This is a genomic window from Comamonas sp. wu1-DMT, assembly GCF_040187805.1.
In the GTDB taxonomy this organism is placed as follows: domain Bacteria; phylum Pseudomonadota; class Gammaproteobacteria; order Burkholderiales; family Burkholderiaceae_C; genus Comamonas; species Comamonas thiooxydans.
Map to the genome: position 1 here is coordinate 122,925 of NZ_JBANEM010000006.1, position 22,501 is coordinate 145,425.

At 63.3% G+C, this 22,501-nt stretch carries 17 protein-coding genes, 1 pseudogene and 1 riboswitch; of the genes and pseudogenes, 9 read left to right on the forward strand and 9 right to left on the reverse strand.

Annotated features, from left to right (window positions below):
* Nucleotide 1: 1 nt before the first annotated feature.
* Nucleotides 2-1,150 carry an ABC transporter permease gene (locus tag V8Z78_RS10940; protein WP_003069558.1) on the reverse strand — a complete coding sequence of 383 codons (1,149 nt, stop codon included), beginning with the start codon at nt 1,148-1,150 and terminating at the stop codon, nt 2-4.
* Entirely contained in the window at nt 1,147-2,535 is a 1,389-nt protein-coding gene (locus V8Z78_RS10945) for an efflux transporter outer membrane subunit (RefSeq protein WP_057094277.1), read from the reverse strand. The genes V8Z78_RS10940 and V8Z78_RS10945 overlap by 4 nt, the downstream gene beginning before the upstream one ends.
* Nucleotides 2,536-2,770: 235 nt before the next feature.
* Here V8Z78_RS10945 and V8Z78_RS10950 point away from each other — a divergent pair, with 235 nt between their 5' ends.
* On the forward strand, nt 2,771-3,520 hold the full coding sequence (locus V8Z78_RS10950; RefSeq protein ID WP_003069560.1) for a response regulator: 750 nt from the start codon (nt 2,771-2,773) through the stop codon (nt 3,518-3,520).
* Nucleotides 3,505-4,677, forward strand: a complete 1,173-nt coding sequence (locus tag V8Z78_RS10955; protein ID WP_057094275.1) for a sensor histidine kinase — start codon at nt 3,505-3,507, stop codon at nt 4,675-4,677. The genes V8Z78_RS10950 and V8Z78_RS10955 overlap by 16 nt, the downstream gene beginning before the upstream one ends.
* On the opposite strand, the gene V8Z78_RS10960 is transcribed toward V8Z78_RS10955, so the two are convergent.
* The 3 genes and pseudogenes from V8Z78_RS10960 to V8Z78_RS10970 all read right to left on the reverse strand — a co-directional run bounded on the left by V8Z78_RS10960 (nt 4,652) and on the right by V8Z78_RS10970 (nt 7,660).
* The gene (locus tag V8Z78_RS10960; RefSeq protein ID WP_349731395.1) at nt 4,652-5,284 is read right to left on the reverse strand and encodes a DUF3482 domain-containing protein; all 633 of its coding nucleotides are present in this window, start codon (nt 5,282-5,284) and stop codon (nt 4,652-4,654) included. The two genes, V8Z78_RS10955 and V8Z78_RS10960, sit on opposite strands and share 26 nt — an antisense overlap.
* 508 nt (nt 5,285-5,792) lie before the next feature.
* Nucleotides 5,793-6,212 (reverse strand): annotated as a pseudogene (locus V8Z78_RS10965) (GTPase); the annotation flags it as partial.
* The gene (locus tag V8Z78_RS10970; protein WP_179627271.1) at nt 6,212-7,660 is read right to left on the reverse strand and encodes a DUF2868 domain-containing protein; all 1,449 of its coding nucleotides are present in this window, start codon (nt 7,658-7,660) and stop codon (nt 6,212-6,214) included. The gene V8Z78_RS10970 and the pseudogene V8Z78_RS10965, both read right to left, overlap by 1 nt.
* Before the next feature lie 187 nt (nt 7,661-7,847).
* Between V8Z78_RS10970 and trpB the strand changes: the two genes are divergently transcribed.
* Both trpB and V8Z78_RS10980 read left to right on the forward strand, forming a co-directional pair.
* Nucleotides 7,848-9,050 carry a tryptophan synthase subunit beta gene (gene trpB, locus V8Z78_RS10975; protein ID WP_034389931.1) on the forward strand — a complete coding sequence of 401 codons (1,203 nt, stop codon included), beginning with the start codon at nt 7,848-7,850 and terminating at the stop codon, nt 9,048-9,050.
* Between the two features lie 120 nt (nt 9,051-9,170).
* On the forward strand, nt 9,171-10,547 hold the full coding sequence (locus V8Z78_RS10980; protein WP_280031085.1) for a glycerophosphodiester phosphodiesterase family protein: 1,377 nt from the start codon (nt 9,171-9,173) through the stop codon (nt 10,545-10,547).
* A 66-nt stretch (nt 10,548-10,613) separates the two neighbouring features.
* On the opposite strand, the gene V8Z78_RS10985 is transcribed toward V8Z78_RS10980, so the two are convergent.
* Complete coding sequence (locus tag V8Z78_RS10985; RefSeq protein ID WP_003069574.1) at nt 10,614-10,934, reverse strand: hypothetical protein; 321 nt, start codon at nt 10,932-10,934, stop codon at nt 10,614-10,616.
* Nucleotides 10,935-10,960: 26 nt separating this feature from the next.
* Nucleotides 10,961-12,193 carry an ammonium transporter gene (locus V8Z78_RS10990; protein WP_179627273.1) on the reverse strand — a complete coding sequence of 411 codons (1,233 nt, stop codon included), beginning with the start codon at nt 12,191-12,193 and terminating at the stop codon, nt 10,961-10,963.
* A 209-nt stretch (nt 12,194-12,402) separates the two neighbouring features.
* Here V8Z78_RS10990 and cls point away from each other — a divergent pair, with 209 nt between their 5' ends.
* The 3 genes from cls to V8Z78_RS11005 all read left to right on the forward strand — a co-directional run bounded on the left by cls (nt 12,403) and on the right by V8Z78_RS11005 (nt 16,132).
* A complete protein-coding gene (cls, locus tag V8Z78_RS10995) occupies nt 12,403-13,845 on the forward strand; it encodes a cardiolipin synthase (RefSeq protein ID WP_179627274.1) in 1,443 nt (480 codons plus the stop codon).
* Between the two features lie 245 nt (nt 13,846-14,090).
* Nucleotides 14,091-15,431 (forward strand): C4-dicarboxylate transporter DctA, encoded by a 1,341-nt coding sequence (locus tag V8Z78_RS11000; RefSeq protein WP_179627415.1) that lies wholly within the window; start codon nt 14,091-14,093, stop codon nt 15,429-15,431.
* Between the two features lie 8 nt (nt 15,432-15,439).
* Nucleotides 15,440-16,132, forward strand: coding sequence for a GntR family transcriptional regulator (locus V8Z78_RS11005; RefSeq protein WP_003069582.1), 693 nt, complete (start codon nt 15,440-15,442; stop codon nt 16,130-16,132).
* A 74-nt stretch (nt 16,133-16,206) separates the two neighbouring features.
* On the opposite strand, the gene metH is transcribed toward V8Z78_RS11005, so the two are convergent.
* Entirely contained in the window at nt 16,207-18,966 is a 2,760-nt protein-coding gene (gene metH, locus V8Z78_RS11010) for a methionine synthase (RefSeq protein ID WP_003069583.1), read from the reverse strand.
* 36 nt (nt 18,967-19,002) lie between these two features.
* Nucleotides 19,003-19,112: riboswitch (S-adenosyl-L-homocysteine riboswitch) on the reverse strand.
* 417 nt (nt 19,113-19,529) lie between these two features.
* On the opposite strand from metH, the gene gltS reads away from it, so the two are divergent.
* Nucleotides 19,530-20,768: a sodium/glutamate symporter gene (gene gltS / locus V8Z78_RS11015; RefSeq protein ID WP_003069585.1), complete on the forward strand. Its 1,239-nt coding sequence runs from the start codon at nt 19,530-19,532 to the stop codon at nt 20,766-20,768.
* A gap of 109 nt (nt 20,769-20,877) precedes the next feature.
* Here the strand turns inward: gltS and V8Z78_RS11020 are convergent, their stop codons facing one another.
* Nucleotides 20,878-21,381 (reverse strand): PACE efflux transporter, encoded by a 504-nt coding sequence (locus tag V8Z78_RS11020; RefSeq protein ID WP_003069587.1) that lies wholly within the window; start codon nt 21,379-21,381, stop codon nt 20,878-20,880.
* Between the two features lie 93 nt (nt 21,382-21,474).
* Here V8Z78_RS11020 and V8Z78_RS11025 point away from each other — a divergent pair, with 93 nt between their 5' ends.
* Entirely contained in the window at nt 21,475-22,386 is a 912-nt protein-coding gene (locus tag V8Z78_RS11025) for a LysR family transcriptional regulator (protein WP_003069589.1), read from the forward strand.
* Nucleotides 22,387-22,501: the final 115 nt, after the last annotated feature.

The following is a 22,501-nucleotide window of genomic DNA, read 5'->3' on the forward strand; positions in this document are numbered from 1 at the left end:
CTTAACGCAACAGGGTTGCCGGGTCGGCACGCAGCAAGCTGCGCATGGCGCCCAGACCCGACAGCAGCGACAGCACGGCCACCAGAAAGCCGCACGCAAGTACCGCGGACAGGTTGAGGGCAACAGGGACGCGGTAGCTGGATGCAATGCTGAGCAGCACCGCGCTGGCCAGTGCCGCCAGCACAAAGCCCAGGCCGCCAATCCAGCAGGCCTGCTCGACCACCACGCGGCCCAGGGCTGCTCGGCTCACGCCCAGAGCATTGAGCACCGCATACTCGCGGGCGGACCCTGCCACCACCGCCTTGAGCGACTGGCTGGTCACGATGGCGCCCACTAGGCAGACGATGACGGCCATGAAGAGCACGCCGGCACCGGCGCCGGTATCGAGCATCCAGTAACGCTGAGAGCGGCGCGCAAAGGCATCCGCCGTCCAGACCTCGTACGGGCCGAAGCTGCTGCTGGACTGACTCAATCTCGCCTGTGCCTCGCCGGCCTTGGCTCCTTGCTTGAGGCGCGCCACGAAATAGGTGCTGCCATGCTCGGCACTGGTTTCTGCAATTTCGCGGGCCGTGCTGAGCGAGGCGATCACGTTGACACCGCCCAGGCCGCGCAAGCCGTCTACGGCAGCCACGATCTTGACCGCATGGTTGTTGATCCAGGCCGTGCTGCCTTCCTGCGCGCCCAGAGTCCCCAGGTCCGCCCTGTCCACAATCACGGCACCGGGCTCGCGCAGCAGCTGTCGCTGCCAGGAGGTGAGCACCTTGGTGAACATCATGGAGTTGTCCGCAGTGCTGACGCCCGAAAGATAGACCGAGACTCCGCCTCCGGTCGCGCCCTGGGCACCGGCGCGCGCGCGCCAGTCGCCATCGACCCAGACATAGGATTCCACGGCCGCCACATCGGGGTCCATGCGCAGACGCATCTCCACATCGCTACCGATATTGCGCCCGAAGTTCACGCTTTGCGTGCCCGGATAGCCCACCCAGAGATCGGCCGAAGAAGCCGTCACGTAGATCGCGGCAGAGCCGAAGATGCCCAGCACCAAGGCGGCCTGCATGGCCAGCAGAACGCCCGAAAAGCCCACGGCGAACACCGAAGGGACAAAGCGTCTCCACTCATGGATCAGCGTCTTGCGCGCCAGGGCAATCATGGCTGAGCCTCTGTGGTCCGGGTAACAAGCGCGGCATCGACAGGGGCAGCACCCACTGCCTTGTAGAGAGCCACATAGGCCAGCGCCTCGGCAGCCCTGGCGGTTGCCAGCTCGCTCTGGTTTTGCAGGCTGGCGCGGGCGCTATCGATGCCCGCAAGCTCGCTGGACAGGCCCAGTTGCTGGCGCACTGCCTGAGCCTTCTCGCGCCCGGCATGAATCTGCTGCTGGGACTGCAGCTGCTGCTGCCTTTGCTGCTGGGCGGCAACCGCTGCCAGGGCAGTTTCGGCCTCGGCAATGCCATTGAGCACGGCCTGGCGGTATGCCTTGATGCTGGCCTGCAGCGCCAGCTCCTTGCCGTCTGCCACGGCACGGCGGCGACCCCAGTCAAAGAGCGGAATGTCGATCTGCGGACCGACCATGGGAATGGAGTCCGAGGTCGTGCGGTGATTGCGCGTCAGGTTGTATGCATACAGCAGGGACCCCGTCAGGGTCAACCGCGGATAGAGCGCCGCGCGCGACACGCCGACCTCGGCCGCAGCCTGCTCCACCGCAGCCTCGGCACTTTGAATATCGGGGCGGTTGCGCAGCAGGTCTGCCGGCAGTACGGCAAGCGCCTGCATTGCGGGCAACGCGGCATCCGTCCTGGGCTGCAGCCACTGCGGCTCGGCACGCTCACGTCCCAGCAGGGCAGCCAGCGCATGGGCAGCACGCGCCTGGGCCTCGTTCAGGGTGGACAGCTGAGACTCTGCGGTGCGCAGCTGCAGCTGTTGCTGCTCCAGAGACTGGGCATCTGTCAGTCTCTGCTCATGCCGAATCTGCAAGAGCTGCAGCTGTCGCTGCGCCTGCTGCAATTGCCTCTCGACCAGGCTGCGCTGCACCTGGGCCAGCCGGATATCGAGATAACGGTGCACCACATCGGCCACCAGCGCCACTCGCGCTGCATGCAGCTGGGCTTGCGCATCCAGCACGCTGGCCGCGCCTGCACGGCGCGCCGCTTCGGAGTCACCAAACAGACCAAGATCCCAGCTCACATCAATGCTGGCATGGAAGTAAGTATCAACTGCTGCAATATCCTGCAGAGTCCGCGCTCCGGTGCTGACTATGGGGCGAAAAGCCGCATCTGCCGTACCCGCCAGCAAGCGCTGCTGACGCAGACGCAGCACGGCCTGAGCCACATCAAGATTCTGGGCCAGTGCCTCATCCACCAGCGCATTGAGAGCAGGGTCATTCCAGGCACGCCACCATTGAGCCAGCTCCGCGGGGTCCGACTTTTGAGCCGACTCCTGCTGCTGCCATTGGGGTGGCGTGGTCCGGTCCAGCTTGACTGCCTCGGGCGCAGCACAGCCTGCCAGCAACGACAAGACACACAGACACAGACTGCCCATGCGAAGACGCGAGACGTGAGAGGGAAATATCACAGCGCAGTTGGCTCAAGCTTTAGGTTGTACCCCGGGGAAGCTGCAGAAAGCAGAGACAGCTTTCCATCCTCGCCATTGAACGGCAGCAAGCTTTCGCCAGATTGCAGGGTTTATGTAGGAATTATGGAGAGCCTCCGCCATTCGGCTATTGCAGCGGCAACGCACATAATGTGCAGATAACAAGTTTCAGGGAGTCCAGCAGATGCATGACTTTGCTGCACACAAAACCATGACTACTTTTACGCAACCCGCTTCCACGCCCATGGTGCTTGTAGTCGAAGACGAACCCGGAATTGCCGGCGTTCTCAGCGCCTATCTGGAACGCGACGGCCTGCGCATTCGCATGGCGCAAGACGGCGAGGAAGCCCTGCAGAGCTTTCGCCAGCTGCGCCCGGACCTGGTGCTGCTAGACATTCATCTGCCCAAGGTCGATGGAGTGGATGTGCTGCGCATGATTCGCAATGACAGCGATGTCCCCGTCATCATGGTGACGGCCCTGGCAGACGATGTGGACAAGCTGCTGGCACTGCGCCTTGGGGCGGACGACTATGTGGTCAAGCCTTTCAACCCTCCCGAGGTGGTGGCCCGGGTGCGTGCCGTGCTGCGCCGCACCCAGGCCAAGCCTGCGCCGGTGGCCGCGCCCATACGCGTCGGCCCCATAGAGATCGACGTGGAAGCCCATAGTGCAGCCGTCTATGACGATGCGGGCCAGGCCGTGCCTCTGGCGCTGACGCTCACGGAATTCCGTCTGCTGGCCTGCCTGGCGGCCCAGCCACGCCGCTGCTTTTCACGTGCCTACCTGATTGAGAACTGCCTGCCGGAAAGCGATGCGCTGGAGCGGGTGATCGACTCCCACCTATCCAAACTGCGCCGCAAGCTGCAACTGGCCGGCCAGGACGGGCTGATCGAGACCGTGCGCGGTATTGGCTATCGTCTATGGCCCTGGGACTGAACCGCATCTGGGTCCGCTTTGGTCTGTGGATCACGGCGGCCGTGCTGCTGGCCATTGCCTCCCTGGCCATTGGCGTGCTGGCGTTTTCCGAGCTGCAGTACCGCGAGTTCTACCGCCACCTGCCAAGTCCCGTCAGAACCGAGCTGGAGGCGTTGAAGTCCCAGGATCTGGAGGACAGCCCCAGAGCCCTGCAGATCTACTCCGAGTACTGGGAAGGCGACCGCCTGTTTGGCGAGAAATGGTCGCTGGTCATCGGCCTGGCTGTCAGCCTGCCTTTCGGCATGGCCGTGGGCTTCTGGATTTCGCGACGCATCACCAGTCCGCTGGCCTCCATGGTGGAAGTGGCTGCGCGCGTGGAGCGTGGCGATCTGGCCTCCAGAGCCGTCAAGGGCAATGCCCATGGCGAGATGGCCGAGATGATCGATGCCTTCAACGGCATGGTTGATTCGCTGGAGACGCTGGAAGCAGAGCGTCTGGCCACGGCCGCCTCCATCTCCCACGAGCTACGCACCCCATTGACGGTGCTGCAGGCAAGACTGCATGCGATCTGCGACGGCGTCATCGACTCCAGCCAGGCCGAGATGAAGACGCTGCTGGCCCAGGTCGAGCATCTGGGACGGCTGGTCGGCGATCTGCACACCCTGTCCATGGCCGACGCCGGACAGCTGTCTCTGCGCAAGGAACGCATAGACCTCGCCGCACTGGTCGGTGATGTCGTCGAGGACTTGCACCCGCAGCTGCAGAAGCTGGACATGGCCCTGTCACTGGATCTGCCCATGCAGGACGGCGATGGCAGCACCGACATCAAGGCCGACACCGATCGCTTGCGCCAGATCACCACCAACCTCATCAGCAACGTGCTGCGCCATGCCAGCAGCGGCCACTGGCTGAGCATCCGGGTGCATGCGAGCTCCGACCACCAGAACCAGTCATGGGTGATCCTGGAAGTAGGCGATGCGGGGCCCGGCCTTGCTGACGAAGTTCAGGCCCATCCGTTCCAGCGCTTTGCCCAGGCCCCAGGAAAGCGCCGCAGGGAAGGCTCTGGCCTGGGCCTGTCCATCGTCAAGGCTCTGGTGACCTCGCAGGGCGGCACCGTCAGCACGGGCGTCTCCGAGCGTGGCGGCGCGCTTTTTACCGTGCGCTTTCCCCGTCTCTGACACCGCACTCTGCATTCAGCCCCGGATAGAGGTCGGCCATGATCTGCTGCAGGCTTTGCGAGAGCAGCTCCATCATGGCGACTCTCTGCGCATCGGTAGCCGCTCCTGCGGCATGTGCTTCGCGCAGCTGCGCCCAAAGTGCGGCCCATTGCGCGGCATGCGTCTGCACCGTGCCTTGGGCCAGCTCACTCCATTGACTGGGCGCCGCAGGGCTGGTGTAGCGACCGCGACCACGGCCGAAATGCGAGATCAGCAGGTACTTGAGCAATACCTGACCCGCTGCTGCGTTCAGATAGTCGGTCGAGAGTTGAAAGCTCTGCTGCTCCTGGTTGAACATCTTGTTCGCTCCCCAAGCAGCGCCCCCAAAGGTGATGGCCCCCAGCAGCGCCCCCACCAGGGCCCCGGCACCCAGCGTCAAACCTCCTGCCATCAGATCGGCCCCCAGTCCTGTGGCTGCGCCGGCAGTCAACGCCCCCCCACAAGCTGGCTGCCTGCGCATCGACCGGCGTGGTGATCTGAAGCTGGCTGCGCAATTGCTCCTGTATCTGACTGGCCGCCTGACCGTCGAGTCCATGAATCTCGAGCAAGCGCTGGGTGGCCTGCACATCGGCCTGACGCAAAGCCTGCATCAGCCGCTGAACGGCTGCCTTGGCCTGGGCTCCGAGCCGCTCTTCACCCTCTGCCGATTTACCCAATTTGGAGGTGAGCTGGCTCAGGCTTTGCCAGGCTCGCGCCAGCAGTTTGCCTTGCTCGGGATCAAGCTTTTCATGCAGACCTGCCGCAGCTATCAGCTGATCTGCCATGACCCCCAGGCTCGCCTGCTCGCGCTGCTGCTGCAGCAAAGCTCGCTGTGCCAGCAGGCGCTGATAGGCAGACTGTTTGGACTGAGGCAACAAAGGCGCAATGCTTTGCATCATCTTGCGCTCATGCCACCAGCTGCGCGTGAAGGCATCCAGCACCAGCACATCGCGCACCACGCTTTGAAAGCTCTGCGTCGCCTGCTGCCAGCGCCGCAAATCTTCCTGTGTCTGCTCTGCCGTGGTGTCGCTGCCAATCTGGTTGAGAAGCACGATGACCGGCTTGTTCATCCAGGCCAGAATGTTCATCTCGGCGCTCCAGTAGCCTGCATCGGCCGGGTCTTCAGCCGCGTTGACGAGGTAGAGCATCACATCCGCATGATCGCGCGCAGCGAGCAAGGCACGCTGACTCAGATAGAAAGGCCTGTCGCGCCAGCGATCCCAGACATTGCTGAGAAACCAGCCCAGCGGATTGCCCTGCTGCCGCAGGCGTTCATAAAGCCGCACCGAGTCGCCGAAGCCCGGTGTATCCCAAAGCCACAGCTCATCGCCCTGCTGCGTTTTCTGAAGCAGATAGCGCTGTGACTGAGTGGTCACATGTGCGGCATCGTCAATCTCGCCGACATCGTCGGCCACCAGCGTACGGGTCAGCGTGGTCTTGCCGATATTGGTGTGCGACAAAAGACACCACTGAATGCTGCTGTCAATCGGAACCAGCTCGTTGCTCTCACTCATCATCACACTCCTGCGCCTGGCACCAGGGTCGCGTTCAGGCCCGCGCCGCGCACAAATTCCCGCCACAGCTGCTCGCGCTCCTGCACTCGCGCCGGGGCACCGCTGTTGCGCGCACGAAAGTCCGCCGCCCATAGCCACACATCGGTATGCGCGCCCCAGCGGTTCAATACCTGCGCCAGCAGCACGCCATGAATTTCCGCCTCGGGCGTGGCAGCCAGATTGAGCAACAGCACCTGCTGTGCGTCAACAGCCGAAGCGTCCGGCAAGGGCGATCCATAGGCCAGCACCGGCAGCAACGCAAGCTGCGCACCAGCGCCGTAGCTCTGCGCCACATGGCTGCGCAGGGCGGCTTCGCGCTCGGGCGTGATGTCCAGGCTGTAGGGCTGCACCAGCAGCGCCGTTGCACGCCCCGCCCAGTCACGCTGCAGCTTCTGGAAATAGGGCTGCTGCAGCGGCAATGTCAGATGCTGGCTCAACCACCAGACCCTGGCACCCTGCCACAGCGCCAGCAGCAGACGCGGCGCCACCACCATCAATCCCAGCAACCAGCTGTAGAGCTGCACCCAGCGCGGCCCCGCATCTGCGGCATCACCGGCCGACCAGCCCTGCAGTGCCTGGATCTGCGCCAGACTCCACGGTGCTTGGCCCAGCAGATGCTGCACCGGCGCAAACAGCATGTTCAGACAGGTCTGCACGGCAGAAGGCGAGAGGAAAGTGCTCTCCCACCCCACTTGATAAGCCTTGGTAAGGCCGGTGAGCCATAGTGATGCCAGCGCACCCAGTGCCAGCATTGCCGCACCCAGATGCAGACACACAAGCCATTGCGCATGGCGCGGTCTCTGGTTGACCTGCCACCAGTTGCGCTCGAAGTTCAGCGCCATCTTGCGCAGCCCGGTGCCGCGCGAAACACTCCACCTTTTCGTCTGCAGCTTTTGCAGCCAGCCACCGGGTGCAGCCACGAGCCGCTGCGGCGCAGCGCCCTGACCCGGCTCAGGCTCCAGCGGTGCAATCACTGTTTGCCTGCGCCGAACAAGACTGCGCAGCCAGGAGAGCAGCAACAGCACATAGACCAGCAGATTCCACAGCACGATACCGATCAAGGAGGCGGAGAGCAGATCCACACGATGCGGGTCCGTGATCGCATGACCCGCAAAGCCCAGCGCAAATGCCGCTGTCATCACGGCCAGCACCAACCAGCGTGAAATACCGGCGCGCTGCCGGGCCACGGCGCGTATGTCGGCAGGCAGCTGCGCTGCAGCAATCACGCGTTGTGCCCGCTCCTGCAGAAAACTCTCGAACGCGGCACGGCCGCCGCCCTTGGCCTTGCCCTGGGCATGCAGGCACTCCTGCGTGATGGCAGTGCAGCGTTCGGTCGTGGGCAGCGCCTCGTGCGGAGCTGCGGTTTCCAGGGCATGGGCAAAGACAATATCGCGGGCTGAGCTGGCTTTCATGTCGCTATTGTGTTTCAGAGCAGGAGCAGGTTGCCTGCCAATATCAAAACAATAGCTGTCAGCGCTTTCATCTTGAGGGCTGCGTTCATTTCTGTGCTGATTCCATCCGGACTTGCCTGCAAGCGACTTGAGCCCGCCGTGTGCTATGAATGCAGCTTTGCTGCACCACACACCAAGGAGACAAGCCATGACCCAGAACCCCCAGGCCATGCCCGATGCGCAAGGCTTCTTCGGCCCCTACGGCGGCCAGCTCGTGCCGCCAGAGCTCAAGCGATGCATGGACGAGATTGCCGCGGCCTACGAGGAGATCGTCAAACGCCAGGACTTCCAGGACGAGCTGGCCGCGCTGTTTGCCGACTATGTGGGCCGGCCCAGCCCCATCTTTCACGCCAGGCGCCTGTCCGATCAACTGGGCGGCGCGCAGATCCATCTCAAGCGTGAGGATCTGAATCACACGGGGGCTCACAAGATCAACCACTGCCTGGGCGAGGCACTGCTGGCCAAATTCATGGGCAAGAAAAAAGTCATTGCCGAGACCGGTGCCGGCCAGCATGGCGTGGCCCTGGCCACGGCCTGTGCGCTGGTGGGCATTCCCTGCGAGATTCACATGGGCCAGGTGGATATCGAGAAGGAGCACCCCAACGTCACCAAGATGCGCATCCTGGGCTGCAATCTGGTGCCAGTCACGCGTGGCGCGGCCACGCTGAAGGAGGCAGTGGACAGCGCCTTCGAGGTCTATCTGCAGGACCCCGTCAACACCATTTACGCGATTGGCTCGGTGGTCGGCCCCCACCCCTTTCCCATGATGGTGCGGGACTTCCAGTCCATCGTCGGTCGTGAGGCACGCGAACAGTTCCAGACCCGGCACGGCAAGCTGCCCGACCATGTGGCCGCCTGCGTGGGCGGGGGCAGCAATGCCATGGGCATCTTCACGGCCTTTCTGGGTGACGAGTCCGTGCATCTGGTGGGCGTGGAACCTGCCGGCGAGGGCGTGGACAAGCCCGGCCGCCATGCCGCCACGCTGTCGGTTGGCAAGCCCGGCGAGATTCACGGCATGAAGTGCTATGTGCTGGAGAACGCCGACGGCACGCCGGCCGCCGTGCACAGCATTGCCTCGGGCCTGGACTACCCCGGCGTGGGCCCGCAGCACAGCTATCTCAAGGATATAGGCCGCGTGGACTACCAGTCCGTGGACGACAAGGAATGCCTGAATGCCTTCATGACGCTGTCGCGTGTGGAGGGCATCATCCCGGCGCTGGAAAGTGCGCACGCCGTGGCCTGGGCCATGCGCGAAGCGCCGGGGCTCGGCAAGGACCAGCATATTCTGGTCAACCTCTCGGGTCGCGGCGACAAGGATGCCGATTACGTAGCCAGGAAGCTGGGACTGTAACTGCCGCACCCCGCACAAGGCTGCCGCCCCGGCAGCCTTGTGCTTCGGAGCGTGACATGCTCCGAGGGCACGGTCACACAACCGTCATCAACAAGCGCAAGCATGAGGCGATCTCCATCCATGCCTGAACCCATGTCCCATACCCGCCACCCCGTCTTTGCTCTGACCTTGCTAGCAGCCTTTGCCCTGAGCGCCTGTGGCGGCGGAGACGGCCCGACACCAGCGCCTGCGCCGCAGTTTCTGACGCTGGACGGCAAGCAGCCCCAGGTCATCGCCCACCGCGGCTACTCGGGTCTGTACCCCGAGCAGACCCAGATGGCCTATGAAAAAGCCATTGATGCGGGCGCCGACATGATCGAGCTCGACATGCACATGACGCGCGACTGCCAGCTGGTGGCACGCCACAACGCCTGGCTCAGCGACAGCACCAACATCGCCGACGTTGCCAAGAGCAATTCCTATGTGGCCGCGCGCAAGCGCACCACGCCCGGGGTATGGGTCGATGTGAAATACCCCGCGACACCCGACAACGGGCCGGCCCGCTATCTAAGCGACCGTATCGATCCCAACAACCAGAAATCCGTGCTTCAGGCCCTGGTCGTCGATGGCGAGGACCACACCGGCGACTGGTCCATCTCCGACTTCAGCCTGCATGAGCTGCGCACGCTGCTGGGCGGCACCATACTGGACAACCGTGCCGACCGCCCCACGGAATGGAATGGCAAGCTGCCGCTGATCAGCGCACAGGATGTGATCGATATCGCGCTCGCCAAGGGCAAGGCGGCAGGCCGCACGATTGCCGTCTACGCCGAGACCAAGAACCCTTACTGGAACAACCAGCAGGCCATCGCCAACAGCTGCGGCACGGGCGAGCATCCGTTCGAGGATGCCGTGATGGAGCTGCTCGAGAAGAACCAGCTCAACCGCAAGGATGCACCCATCTACATCCAGAGCTTCGATCCTGACAGCCTGAAGTATCTGCGCAAGGCGGGCATGAAGGCCAAGGGCGTGCAGCTGATCGATGGCAATGACTACAACTTCAGGGACGGCTCGGTCGGCTACATCACCAGCGACGAATGGACCTTCATCAGCGGCCGCCCCTACAGCTGGACGCTGGCAGGCGATGCGCGCACCTTCGCGGTCATGCAGACGCCGGCAGGCCTGGCCGAGATCAAGACCTATGCCGACGGCATCGGCCCCTGGAAACCCCAGGTGCTGGCCCATTCCGTCGTTCCCTACAAGGACGGAGCAGGCCTCAAGGATGTGAACACCTTGAAAGACACGGGCCTGATCGCCAATGCGCACAAGGCAGGACTGGTGGTGCACAGCTTTACCTTCCGCAGCGAGGCCAGCCGCCTGGCTGGCATCTTCAAGGGTGACCCTGCACAGGAATACCTCGCTTACTACCGCCTGGGCATTGACGGCGTATTCACCGATTTCACTGCTGCTGGCGTCAAGGCTCGCGAAGCCTATATCGCCGAGCTGAAAAAGCAATAGACCGGGCTCGTTGCCGGCATCGGCCTGAGCGCCGGTGCCGTCCCGGCCTCAGGTCCTGCTTGTGCCTCAGCGCAGCCCGCCGATATAGCGTGCCGAGGTGCGCAGTATCTCGGCGGCCTTGGTGGTGACCGAGCTGTCGCTCTGCGCAGTCTCGGCAGGCGCTGCATGCCGGGGCTTGTCGCCGCTCCAGCTGCCCTGCAGACGCCGGGCCAGGCGCGCCAGCTCCTCGTCCTGTTGCTCTCGCGCATGCTCCAGCGCAAAAGCCACCATGGCCTGTGCATAGGCCTGGTTGCAGGCCATCCATTCGGTATCGGTCACCCGGCCCGTCTTGCGCCGCAGCACCACATGCAGATGTGCGGCCACCGCCACTCGATCGCTGTCCTCCATACACCGCTCCTGTCTTTGATGGATCACTAGTGCTGACGCTCCAGATGCAGACTGATATCCAGGCCCTCCATTTCCTGCACGGCATCCACACGCAAAGGCATCAGCAGACGGATCAGCACCAGCACCCCGGCCGTGGCTGCGCCGCTGTAGGCAGCCACCGCTGCCACGGCAATCAACTGGTTCACCACCGTGGCGCCTGTGCCCGCAATCAGGGGGTCGGCAAACACCGCCGTGAGGATGGAGCCCACAATGCCGCCCACGCCATGCACGCCGAACACATCGAGCGAGTCGTCGGCCCCGAGACGGCGCTTGAGCCAGGTTGCGCCCCAGAAACAGACTGCGCCCGCAATCAAGCCTATCCACACCGCACTGCCCACCTGTACAAAGCCGGCAGCCGGTGTGATGGCCACCAGTCCGCCCACCATGCCCGAGAGCAGGCCCAACAAGGTCGGAGCACCGCGAACCAGCCATTCCACCACCATCCATGCCAGACCGGCAGCCGCTGCCGCCACGAGAGTGACCACAAAGGCCAGCGCTGCACGCCCATCGGCAGACAGGGCCGATCCCGCGTTGAAGCCGAACCAGCCGAACAGCAGCAGCGCCGTGCCCATGGCCGTCCAGCCCAGGCTGTGCGGCTCGAATGGCTCGGTTCCGTAGCCGCGCCTGCGCCCCATCATGAAGGCACAGACCAGTGCCGCCACGCCCGCATTCACATGCACCACGGCGCCGCCGGCAAAGTCCAGTGCGCCAAGCTGGTTCAGCCAGCCCCCGCTCTCCCACACCCAGTGGGCCACCGGCGCATAGACCACCACGCTCCACAGCGCGGCAAACACCAGCAGGGCCGCAAAGCGCATGCGCTCTACCACGGCCCCCACGATCAGCGAGGTGGTGATGATGGCGAATGCGGCCTGGAACAGGGCATAGGCCGCCTCGGGCAGATGCGGTGCCAGATGGCTGACCGAGATCACGCTGCGCCGGCCATCGAAGTGCAGCGAGGCAAACCAGGCTCGTCCCAGATTGCCAAGCCAGGCAGACTCGGCGGTGAACGCAAGCGAGTAGCCCAGGCCGAACCAGGTCAGGGTGACCACGCAGGCCACCGCAAACACGGCCACCATGGTGTTGACCACATTCTTGCGCCGCACCAGCCCCGCATAGAACAGGGCAATGCCCGGCAAGGTCATCAGCAAGACCAGCGCCGACGCGACCATGACCCAACCGGTATCTGCCTTGTCGATGGCAGTCAATGGCACCATTTCCATGCACTCCCCCCTGCTTGTTTGCTTTGACGAAAAAAGGAAGCAGGTTCCATGCCAGTGCCATGCCGATCTGTCGATGCTTCATGATGGATAGCAGCATGCGTTGATCCATCAAGGTCTTTGCGCCTGTTTCATGAGAACCACGACGGGCAGCTTGTGCTCAGGCCTGAGCCCGTTATGCTCGACAAGGTCCATCGTTGCTGCACTGATTCATGACCTGGCTGCTGCTGACTCTTCATGTATTGCTGATTGCCGGCTTCGGCCTGCGCATTCTGCTGCGCAGAGACATGCGGCCCGATGTGCGGCTGGCCTGGCTCATGGTCATCGTGCTGCTGCCCTATGTGAGCTGCCTGCTGTACTACCTGTTTGGGGAAGTGGCCCTGGGCCGTGTACCTGGCCGCAGAAGGCTCAATGTGCGCGAGTTCTGTCAGACCCGGGGCAGCGCCCTTGCGTCCGCACCCGGCCCCATGTCGCAGGCACGACCCGCCATTCCCGATCAATGGCTGCCGGCCTTCCGCTATGCCTCGTCCATCAACGGCTTTGTACCGCTGCCCGGCCACAGGGCCGAGCTCATGCGCGATGGCGCGCATGCCCGTGCGCAGATGCTGGCCGACATGGATGCCGCGCGCCACGAGATCAATGTGCTGTACTACATCTGGCTGGACGACAGCACCGGCACCGATGTGGCCCATGCCCTGATGCGTGCCGCGCAGCGCGGCGTGACCTGCCGGGCCATGGTCGACGGTCTGGGCTCGCGCGCACTGACGCGCTCGCCACTGTGGCAGCAGATGCGGCAGGCCGGCGTGCACCTGGCGATTGCCCTGCCCATCAGCAATCTGCTCAAAGTCATGCTGACCAGCCGCATCGACCTGCGCAACCACCGCAAGATCACGCTCATAGACGGCAGGATCAACTATTGCGGCAGCCAGAACTGCGCCGACGAAGGCTTTCGCATCAAGGCTCGCTATGCCCCCTGGGTGGACATCATGCTGCGCCTGCAGGGTCCGGTGGTCATGCAGATGCAGCAGGCTTTTGCCAGCGACTGGGCGCAGTCTGATGCGTGCCTTGCACCACCGACCCCCGAGGCCGGCGCTGCCGCTGACGACGGCTTCCATGCCGTTGCGATTGCCGAAGGGCCGACGGAAAGAGCACGCTCTACACCCCAGCTGGTTGCCAGCCTGCTGGCCTGTGCGCAGCGCGAGGTCGTGATCTCCACCCCCTACTTCGTGCCCGACAGCACGGTGCTAGATGCCTTGTGCGCCGCCGCGCTGCGCCAGGTGCAGGTCACACTGATCCTGCCCGCCCGCAATGACTCATGGATAGTCGGTGCCGTCAGCCGCAGCCATTACTGGCGGCTGCTGAGCGCCGGGGTCCATATCCACGAATTCCGCCCCGGCCTGCTGCATGCCAAGACCCTGTGTCTGGACGGATCGGTCAGCCTGATCGGCTCCACGAATCTCGATCTGCGCAGCTTTGACCTGAACTTTGAAAACAATGTATTGCTGCACGACGAAGCCATCACCGAGGCCATCCGTCATCGGCAACAGAGCTATCTGCACGAATCCGATGTGGTGACGCTGGCACAGGTGCATTCGGCTCCCTGGTGGAAGCGCATCTGGGACAACCTGCTGGGCGCCCTGAGCCCGCTGCTGTAAGCGCCATGCCCTGGCTTTGGGCATGCCCAAAGCCCGCGCACCACGCGCGTGCACACTGGCGCCCCCTCTCGCACCAAGGCGGAACGCCCTTTTATTTCATACGTGAAAGTCAGGGCTGATCCTCCCCTAATTTACACAAATCTGCAGGAATACCCTCTGCTGGCACGCCTTTCGCTTGCCTACATTCTTGTATGCAAGTTGCAGACAACTTGCATACAAGATTCCACAACTTGCGAAAGACGACTATGCGCCGCTTTGTCAGATCACTGTTCGGACAGGTGGTGATCGCACTCATACTGGGTGTGCTCGCCGGACTACTGGCCCCTGAATGGGCCGTGAAACTCAAACCCCTGGGCGATGGCTTCATCAAGCTCATCAAGATGATCATCCCCATATTGGTGTTCTGCGTGGTCGTGCACGGCATTGCCGGTGCAGGCGACCTCAAGCGCGTAGGCCGCGTGGGCGTCAAGGCCCTGATCTATTTCGAGGTTCTGACCACCATCGCCCTGGGTATGGGCCTGGTGCTGGCCTTTGTCTTCGAGCCCGGCGTGGGCATGAACGTGGACACCAGCAAGCTCGATGCCTCGGCCATGGCGGCCTATGCCAGCAATGCCGACAAGCTGACCAGCGGCGGCACGGTGGATTTCCTGATGAAGCTCATTCCCACCACCGTGGTGGAAGCCTTCGCCAAGGGCGACGTGCTGCAGGTACTGCTGTTCGCCGTGCTGTTCGGCTGCGCGCTGACCATGCTGGGAGAACGCGGCAAGCCCGTCTCCGCGCTGGTGGACGCCTTGTCCATGGCTCTGTTCAAGGTCATGGGCATCATCATCAAGCTGGCACCGCTGGGCGTGCTGGGCGCCATCGCCTTCACCGTGGGCCAGTACGGCATAGGCTCGCTCAAGCAGCTGGGCATGCTGGTGGCGCTGTTCTACGTCTCGGTGCTGATCTTCGTGTTCGTGGTGCTGGGTCTGGTGATGCGCCTGTCGGGCTTCAGCCTGATCAAGCTGCTGCGCTATCTGCGCGAGGAGCTGACCATCGTCTTCGCGACCACCTCTTCCGACAGCGTGCTGCCCCAGATCATGGCCAAGCTGCGCAACATGGGTGTGCGCGACTCCACCGTGGGCCTGGTGATTCCCACCGGCTACTCGTTCAACCTGGACGCGTTTTCCATCTACATCACACTGGCTGCGGTCTTCATCGCCCAGGCCACCAACACCCCGATCAGCATGTCCGACCTGCTGACCATTCTGGCCATCGCGCTGGTGACCTCCAAGGGCGCACACGGCGTACCGGGCTCGGCCATCGTGGTGCTGGCAGCCACCCTGCATGCCATTCCCGCCATCCCTGCGATCGGCCTGGTGCTGGTGCTGTCGGTGGACTGGTTCATGGGCATTGCACGCGCCCTGGGCAATCTGATCGGCAACTGTGTGGCCACTGTGGCGATTGCAGCCTGGGAGGGCGACATCGACCGCGAACGTGCCCATGCGGTACTTGACGGCAAGGCCGAGCCACTGACCGAAGAAGAAGACCATGCATCTGCTATCGTGCCGCCTGTCGTAGTCCCCATCCCTCAGTCCAGCCATTAAAGCCAGCAATGACTCCTGCCTCTCCACAGCACATCGCGGAACGCGTCGTCGAAGCCATCCTGGCCCAGAAACTGGCACCCGGGGAGCGGCTGGGAGAGCAGGAGCTTGCCAACAATTTCGACGTCAGCCGCACCGTGGTGCGCGAAGCGCTGATGCAGCTGCAGGCTCGCGGCTTTGTCCAGGTCCAGGCCCGCAGGGGCTGGTACGTGGTACAGCCATCGGCCGCCGAGGCCATGGATGCATTCTCTGCACGGCGGATCATCGAGACCGGCATATTGCAGGAAGCCGGCAAGCCGCTGCAGCGCGTCATCACCAGACTGCGCCGCCATATCGCCCAGGAGCAGAAAGCCATCGCCGGGGCGGACAGCGCCACGCGTGCCTTTCTGCTTGCGGATTTCCATGTCTGCCTGGCCGAACAGATGGGTCACAGGCTGCTGGCCGACACGCTGCGCGATCTGACGGCACGCACCACCCTGGCTGCCACGCTCTACCAATCCACGCACAGCGCCAGCCAGTCCTGCGCCGAGCACGAACGCATCGTGGCCGCCCTGGAACGCGGCGACACCGAGGGTGCCAAGGCGCTGCTGCTGGAACATATAGGCATGGTGGAACGCTCGCTGGAAATCCGTGCGACCGAGAACGAAGAGCCCGGCGACCGACTGCGTGCCACGCTCGCCCCCGTGCTCAAGCAACGCCTCTGAGCACCGCGCCCCAAGCGAAAAGCCAGGGTCGACCCTGGCTTTTCTCATTTGCGAAGTGCGATCTCGAAGCTGGTTCAGCCCAGATTCGGCGCCAGATAGCGGCGCAGCTCCTCGACATCCATGCCACGTCGCTGGGCCATGTCGGCGAGCTGGTCTTCGCCGATCTGGCCCACGTTGAAGTAGCTGGCCTCGGGGTTGCCGATGTAGAAGCCGCTCACGCTGGATGCGGGGTTCATGGCCAGGCTCTCGGTCAGCGTCATGCCGATCTCATCGGCCTGCAGCGCCTTGAACAGGTCGATCTTGGCCGTGTGATCGGGGCAGGCAGGGTAGCCGGGCGCGGGGCGAATGCCCTTGTAGGCTTCCTTGATGAGCTCCTCGTTGCTCAGGTTCTCGTCTTCGGCATAGCCCCAGAGATCCTTGCGCACGCGCTGGTGCAGGCATTCGGCAAAGGCTTCGGCCAGGCGGTCGGCCAAGGCCTTGAACATGATGCCGCTGTAGTCGTCCAGCGCGGCTTCGAATTCCTTGTCCTTCTTCTCGGCACCGATGCCGGCGGTCACGGCAAACAGGCCGGCATAGTCGGCAATGCCCGACTCCTTGGCGGCCACAAAATCGGCCAGGCAGCGGCTGGGGCGCATCACGGGTCGGCCATCCGGGCCGTCCACGGCCTGCTTTTCGGTCTGCTGGCGCATGCCGTACCAGGTGGTCAGCACCTGGCTGCGCGATTCGTCGGTGTAGAACACGATGTCGTCGCCCACGCGATTGGCGGGGAACAGGCCCATCACGCCATTGGCCTGCAGCCAGCGGCCGTCGATGATCTTCTGCAGCATGAGCTTGGCATCGGCCAGCACCTTGCGCGCCTCCACGCCCACGACCTCATCGTCGAGGATGGCCGGGTAGGGACCCGCCAGATCCCAGGTCTGGAAGAACGGGCCCCAGTCGATGTACTGGGCAATTTCGGCCAGGTCGAAGTTCTTGAACACGCGGCGGCCCAGGGTGCGCGGCACCACAGGCGCATGGCCCACCACGGCAGCATTGGCTCTGGCCTGCTCCAGCGTCCACAGCGGCGTCTTCTTCTTGTTGGCATGCTGGGTGCGCACCTTGTCGTAGTCGGCGCTCAGCTCGTCCAGATAGGCCTGCTTGCCGTCGCCCAGCAGGCTCTGCGCCACGCTGACCGAGCGCGAGGCATCGGGCACATAGACCACGGGGCCGTCGTACTTGGGGGCAATCTTCACGGCCGTATGCACACGCGAGCAGGTCGCGCCGCCGATCAGCAGCGGAATCTTCTTGATGCGGAAGTAGTCGTCCTTGTCCATCTCGCCGGCCACATACTGCATCTCTTCGAGACTGGGAGTGATCAGTCCCGACAGGCCGATGATGTCCGCGCCCTCGGCCTTGGCACGCGCCAGGATCTCGTGGCAGGGCACCATCACGCCCATGTTGATGACCTCGAAGTTGTTGCACTGCAGGACCACGGTGACGATGTTCTTGCCGATGTCGTGCACATCGCCCTTGACGGTGGCGATGACGATCTTGCCCTTGCTGGTCACGTCCATGCCCGCCGCTTCCTGCTGGCGCTTCTCTTCCTCGATATAGGGCACCAGGTGGGCCACGGCCTGCTTCATCACGCGTGCGGACTTGACCACCTGGGGCAGGAACATCTTGCCGGCGCCGAACAGGTCGCCGACGATATTCATGCCGTCCATCAGCGGGCCTTCGATCACGTGCAGCGGGCGACCGCCGCCCTGCACCACGATCTGCTGGTAGGCCTCTTCGGTGTCTTCGGTGATGAAGTCGGTGATGCCGTGCACCAAAGCGTGCGACAGACGCTCACCCACGGTCTTCGGTGCCTCCGGCGTGCCGCGCCACTCGAGCTTCTTGCTGTCGTCCTTGGCAGCGCCCTTGGCGCTGTCGGCGATCTCGAGCAGGCGCTCGGCCGCATCGGGGCGGCGGTTGAGTACCACGTCCTCCACGCGTTCGCGCAACTGGGGCTCCAGGTCATCGTACACACCGACCATGCCGGCATTGACGATGCCCATGTCCATGCCCGCCGCAATCGCGTGATAGAGGAACACCGTGTGGATGGCCTCGCGCACGGGGTCGTTGCCACGGAACGAGAACGAGACATTGGAGACGCCGCCCGAGACCTTGGCACCGGGCAGGTTCTGCTTGATCCAGCGTACGGCCTCGATGAAATCGACGCCGTAGTTGTTGTGCTCTTCGATGCCGGTGGCCACGGCAAAGATGTTGGGGTCGAAGATGATGTCCTCGGGCGGGAAGCCCACTTCGTCGACCAGAATGCGGTAGGCGCGTTCGCAGATCTCGATCTTGCGCGCAAAGGTGTCGGCCTGGCCTTTTTCGTCAAACGCCATCACCACGGCGGCAGCGCCATAGCGCTTGACCAGCTTGGCGTGCTTCTTGAACTCCTCGACGCCCTCCTTCATGGAGATCGAGTTGACGATGCCCTTGCCCTGCAGGCAGCGCAGGCCGGCCTCGATCACGTCCCACTTGGAGCTGTCCACCATCACCGGCACCTTGGCGATATCGGGCTCGGAGGCAATCAGGTTCAGAAAGCGCACCATGGCGGCCTTGCTGTCCAGCATGGCCTCGTCCATGTTCACATCGATGACCTGGGCGCCGTTTTCCACCTGCTGGCGCGCCACGGCCAGAGCCTCTTCGTACTGCTCGTTGAGGATCAGGCGCGCAAAGGCCTTGGAGCCGGTGACGTTGGTGCGCTCGCCCACGTTGACGAACAGCGTCTCATCGCCGATGAAGACGGGCTCCAGGCCGGACAGGCGCATGGGAGGAATGGCAGTGGAAGGGGTAGCAGCGGACATCAGCTCACCTGTGTGAAAACCAGAAACAGAATCGAAAACAGGTGAGCGCCGTTGTGAGTGCCAGCAGATCGTCAACCAGATCTGCGACCCCGAGCCTGACGGGTCAAACATCTCTGGGATGACCGGCTGCAGCGCTCCTCGGGGTGAAGCCCGTCATTCTACGGCGAGGGCGGGCAATCGGGGCTTCAAGGCGCTTTGCCCCGCGGCTGTGCAGGAGAGCTCTATGCGAATGGCTATAGCAGATTCGACTTTCCACACCCCAAAAACAGGAGCAGGGCAAAAGGTAATTTCGCAGAACACGAATGCAACCATCTCATTTCAAGCATATTCCCGACATGGTGCGCATCCGCAAGGAATGGCGCACACCGCTTTCCTGCTCTCAGGCAGCCCGGCACCGGCGGGTCCGCCTGCCATGAGTGGACAAGCACCTACAGCCCCTATCTTTGAGTCTTTGGCACCATCGACAGCAAATGTCTGGTCCATGTGCTCAGCCGTGCACAGCCGATTGCCAGCCATGACCGGGCAGGCCATTCAGCCCTCGCATGGAACACCCAGGAGATCCTATGAACGTGACCTTCGGCGCGTACTACACCCTCATCATGGCCGTGCTTGTGCTCATGCTTGGCAAGCTCATGACAAGACATATCCGCTTTCTGCGCGACTTCAATATTCCCGAGCCTGTCTCCGGCGGCCTGGTCGTGGCGGCCATCATCTTCATGCTGCATCAGACCACGGGACTGGCGCTGAGCTTCGAGGGCAGTCTGCAGTCGGCGTTCATGCTGGTGTTCTTCTCGTCCATCGGCCTGAGTGCGAACTTCGCGAAGCTGCGTGAGGGCGGCTCTGCGCTGTTCCTCTTCCTGGGCGTGATTGCCGTCTTCATCATCATGCAGAACATCGTGGGCGTGAGTCTGGCGTCCGTGCTGGGACTGGACCCGCTGATCGGCCTGGTCGCGGGCTCCATCACGCTGGTGGGCGGTCACGGTACGGCCGGAGCCTGGGGCTCGGTGCTGGAAAACCAATACGGTCTCACGGGAGCCACCACCCTGGGCATTGCCTGCGCCACTTTCGGCCTGATCATCGGCGGCCTGGTGGGCGGCCCGCTGGCCAAGCGACTGATCACGCGCCATCAGTTGGCCCAGCCGCTGACCGAGTCCGAGCAGCTGCGCGCCGATGCGCCCACGGTCAGCGAAGGCAGCGAGGTCGCCAACTTCGAGTCGCCCAACAAGGCACCGCGCCTGATCACGGCCGATGCTGCAGTGGAAACACTGGCCCTCTTCGCTGGCTGCCTGGCCTTTGCCGAATTCATGACTGGCCTGACCATGGGAACGGTCATCCAGCTGCCTACCTTTGTCTGGGCGCTGGGGGGAGGCGTGATCATCCGCAACGTGCTGGACTATATGTTTGGCTTCAAGGTCTTTGACCGCGCCATCGACGTCTTCGGCAATGCCTCGCTGTCCATGTATCTGGCCATCGCGCTGCTGTCGCTCAAGCTGTGGGAGCTGACCGACCTGGCCGGCCCGCTGATGGTCATTCTGGCCGCGCAAGCCATCGTCATGACGCTGTATGCGGCCTTCGTGACCTTCCGCATCATGGGCAAGAACTATGACGCCGCCGTGCTGGCCGCCGGCCACTGCGGCTTCGGCATGGGGGCCACGCCCACGGCCGTGGCCAATATGCAGGCCATCACCAACCAGTACGGTCCTTCGCACAAGGCCTTTCTGATCGTGCCCCTGGTCGGAGCCTTCTTCATCGACATCATCAACGCCTTTGTGCTGCAGGCCATGCTCAGCATTCTTCGCTGACCGCTACATCAGCCCCCCAAAAAAAGCGTGTTCCTGTTTGACAGGAACACGCTTTTTTCATGGCTGCTTGCGCTTTCAGGGCAAGCGTCAGAGGCTTGTGCGGCTCAAATCATGCAGCCACGGCCTGGGCCGAAGCCGGCAGGCCGAAGATGCGGTCGAACGCCCAGTTGAAGGCAAAGGTGTAGACCATGAAGAACACCAGCAGACCGGCTTCCATCACTGCAGCTTCCCACAGCGAGATGCCGAACCACCAGGCCATCAGCGGGATCAGCATGGCGGCGATGCCGCCTTCGAAACCGATGGCATGCACCACGCGGCGCATCAGGGAGCGGCCCTTGACACTCTGGCGCGATTCCCATTTCTCGAACAGGTGGTTGAAGCTCAGATTCCAGCAGATCGCGATCACCGAGGCAGCCACGGCCATGACGCCGGAATCGCTGGCCTTCTGGCCGATGGCCATGAAGATCAGGCTGGAGACGATGATGGCAATGATTTCGTACAGACCCACATAGAGGATGCGACGTTTGGGACCTTGAAGGCCCTTGGCCTTGGCGGGGGTGGCAAAAGCGGCGGTATTTTTGAGAGAAACGGCAGAGGAAGAAGCGGATGCCATCGCTGAGGCTTGTTGAGACATGGGCTGCAGTGTATGTTCTATAAATTGAAGATAAAAGTCAGTTCCTTTCAATTTTTCTGACAGATCGACACCATGCCCTTTAGCGCCGACCAGGTTCCGCTGTTTCTTGCCGTGCTGGATGCCGGCTCTTTCTCGGCGGCTGCACGCAAGCTGGGGCGTGTGCCCTCGGCCGTCAGCATGGCCATTGCCCAGTTGGAGGCAGAGCTGGAACTGCAGCTGTTTGACCGCAGCGGACGCGAGCCCGTGCCCAGCGCCGCCGCCCGCGCGCTCGAGCCGCAGGCGCGCCTGCTGGCCGAGCAGTTGCAGCTGCTGAACTGGCAGGCTCAGGCGCTGCATGCCGGGCTGGAGGAAAGGCTGACGCTGGCCATCGCCCCCGAACTGCTGGCCACGCACTGGAGCGAACCGCTGAACCGGCTGGTGCGCGAGTTTCCTGCGCTGCCGATTGAGGTGCTGGCAGCACCCCAGGCAGATGCGCTGGAGCTTTTGCATGCCGGCCGCGCCCATCTGGCCCTGGTGTTCGAGCGGCCCGCCATTGACGGGCGCGAGGGTTTCCAGGAAATGGGCCGCGAGACGCTGGTGGCCGTGATGTCGCCGCAGTTCGAGCTCTGGCAGCAGGCGCTGGCCGAGCATGAGCAGGGCCGCACCACACGGCCACAGCTCACGGTGGAACAACTGGCTGCCACGCGTCAGGTACTGGTGGCCAGCCGCGACCCGCAGCAGACAGACCCGCGCTTTGTGTTTGCGCGCCAGCTCTGGCGCACGGACAGCCACCAGGCAGCGCTTTCGCTGATAAGTGCAGGTCTGGCCTGGGGCTGGCTGCCCAAGGGCCTGGTGGAGTCGCATATCGGCAGCGGTGCGCTGATGGAAATTCCCGTGCTCAACATCAGCAACGGCACGACCTTGTTCGTGGACTGGGTCTGGTCCAAGGAGCGGGCCCAGGGTCTGGCGGCCAGGCGCTTTGTGCAACTGCTGCGCGAGCGCTGAGCTTCCATGGGCTGGCCTCCAACATCTGGTCTTGAAGACAAAAAAGCTTAAGGAGCAGAATGTACAAGCGCCAGCCGCTAGTCATTCCATAGCGAATCAATTTGCACTGCACAGG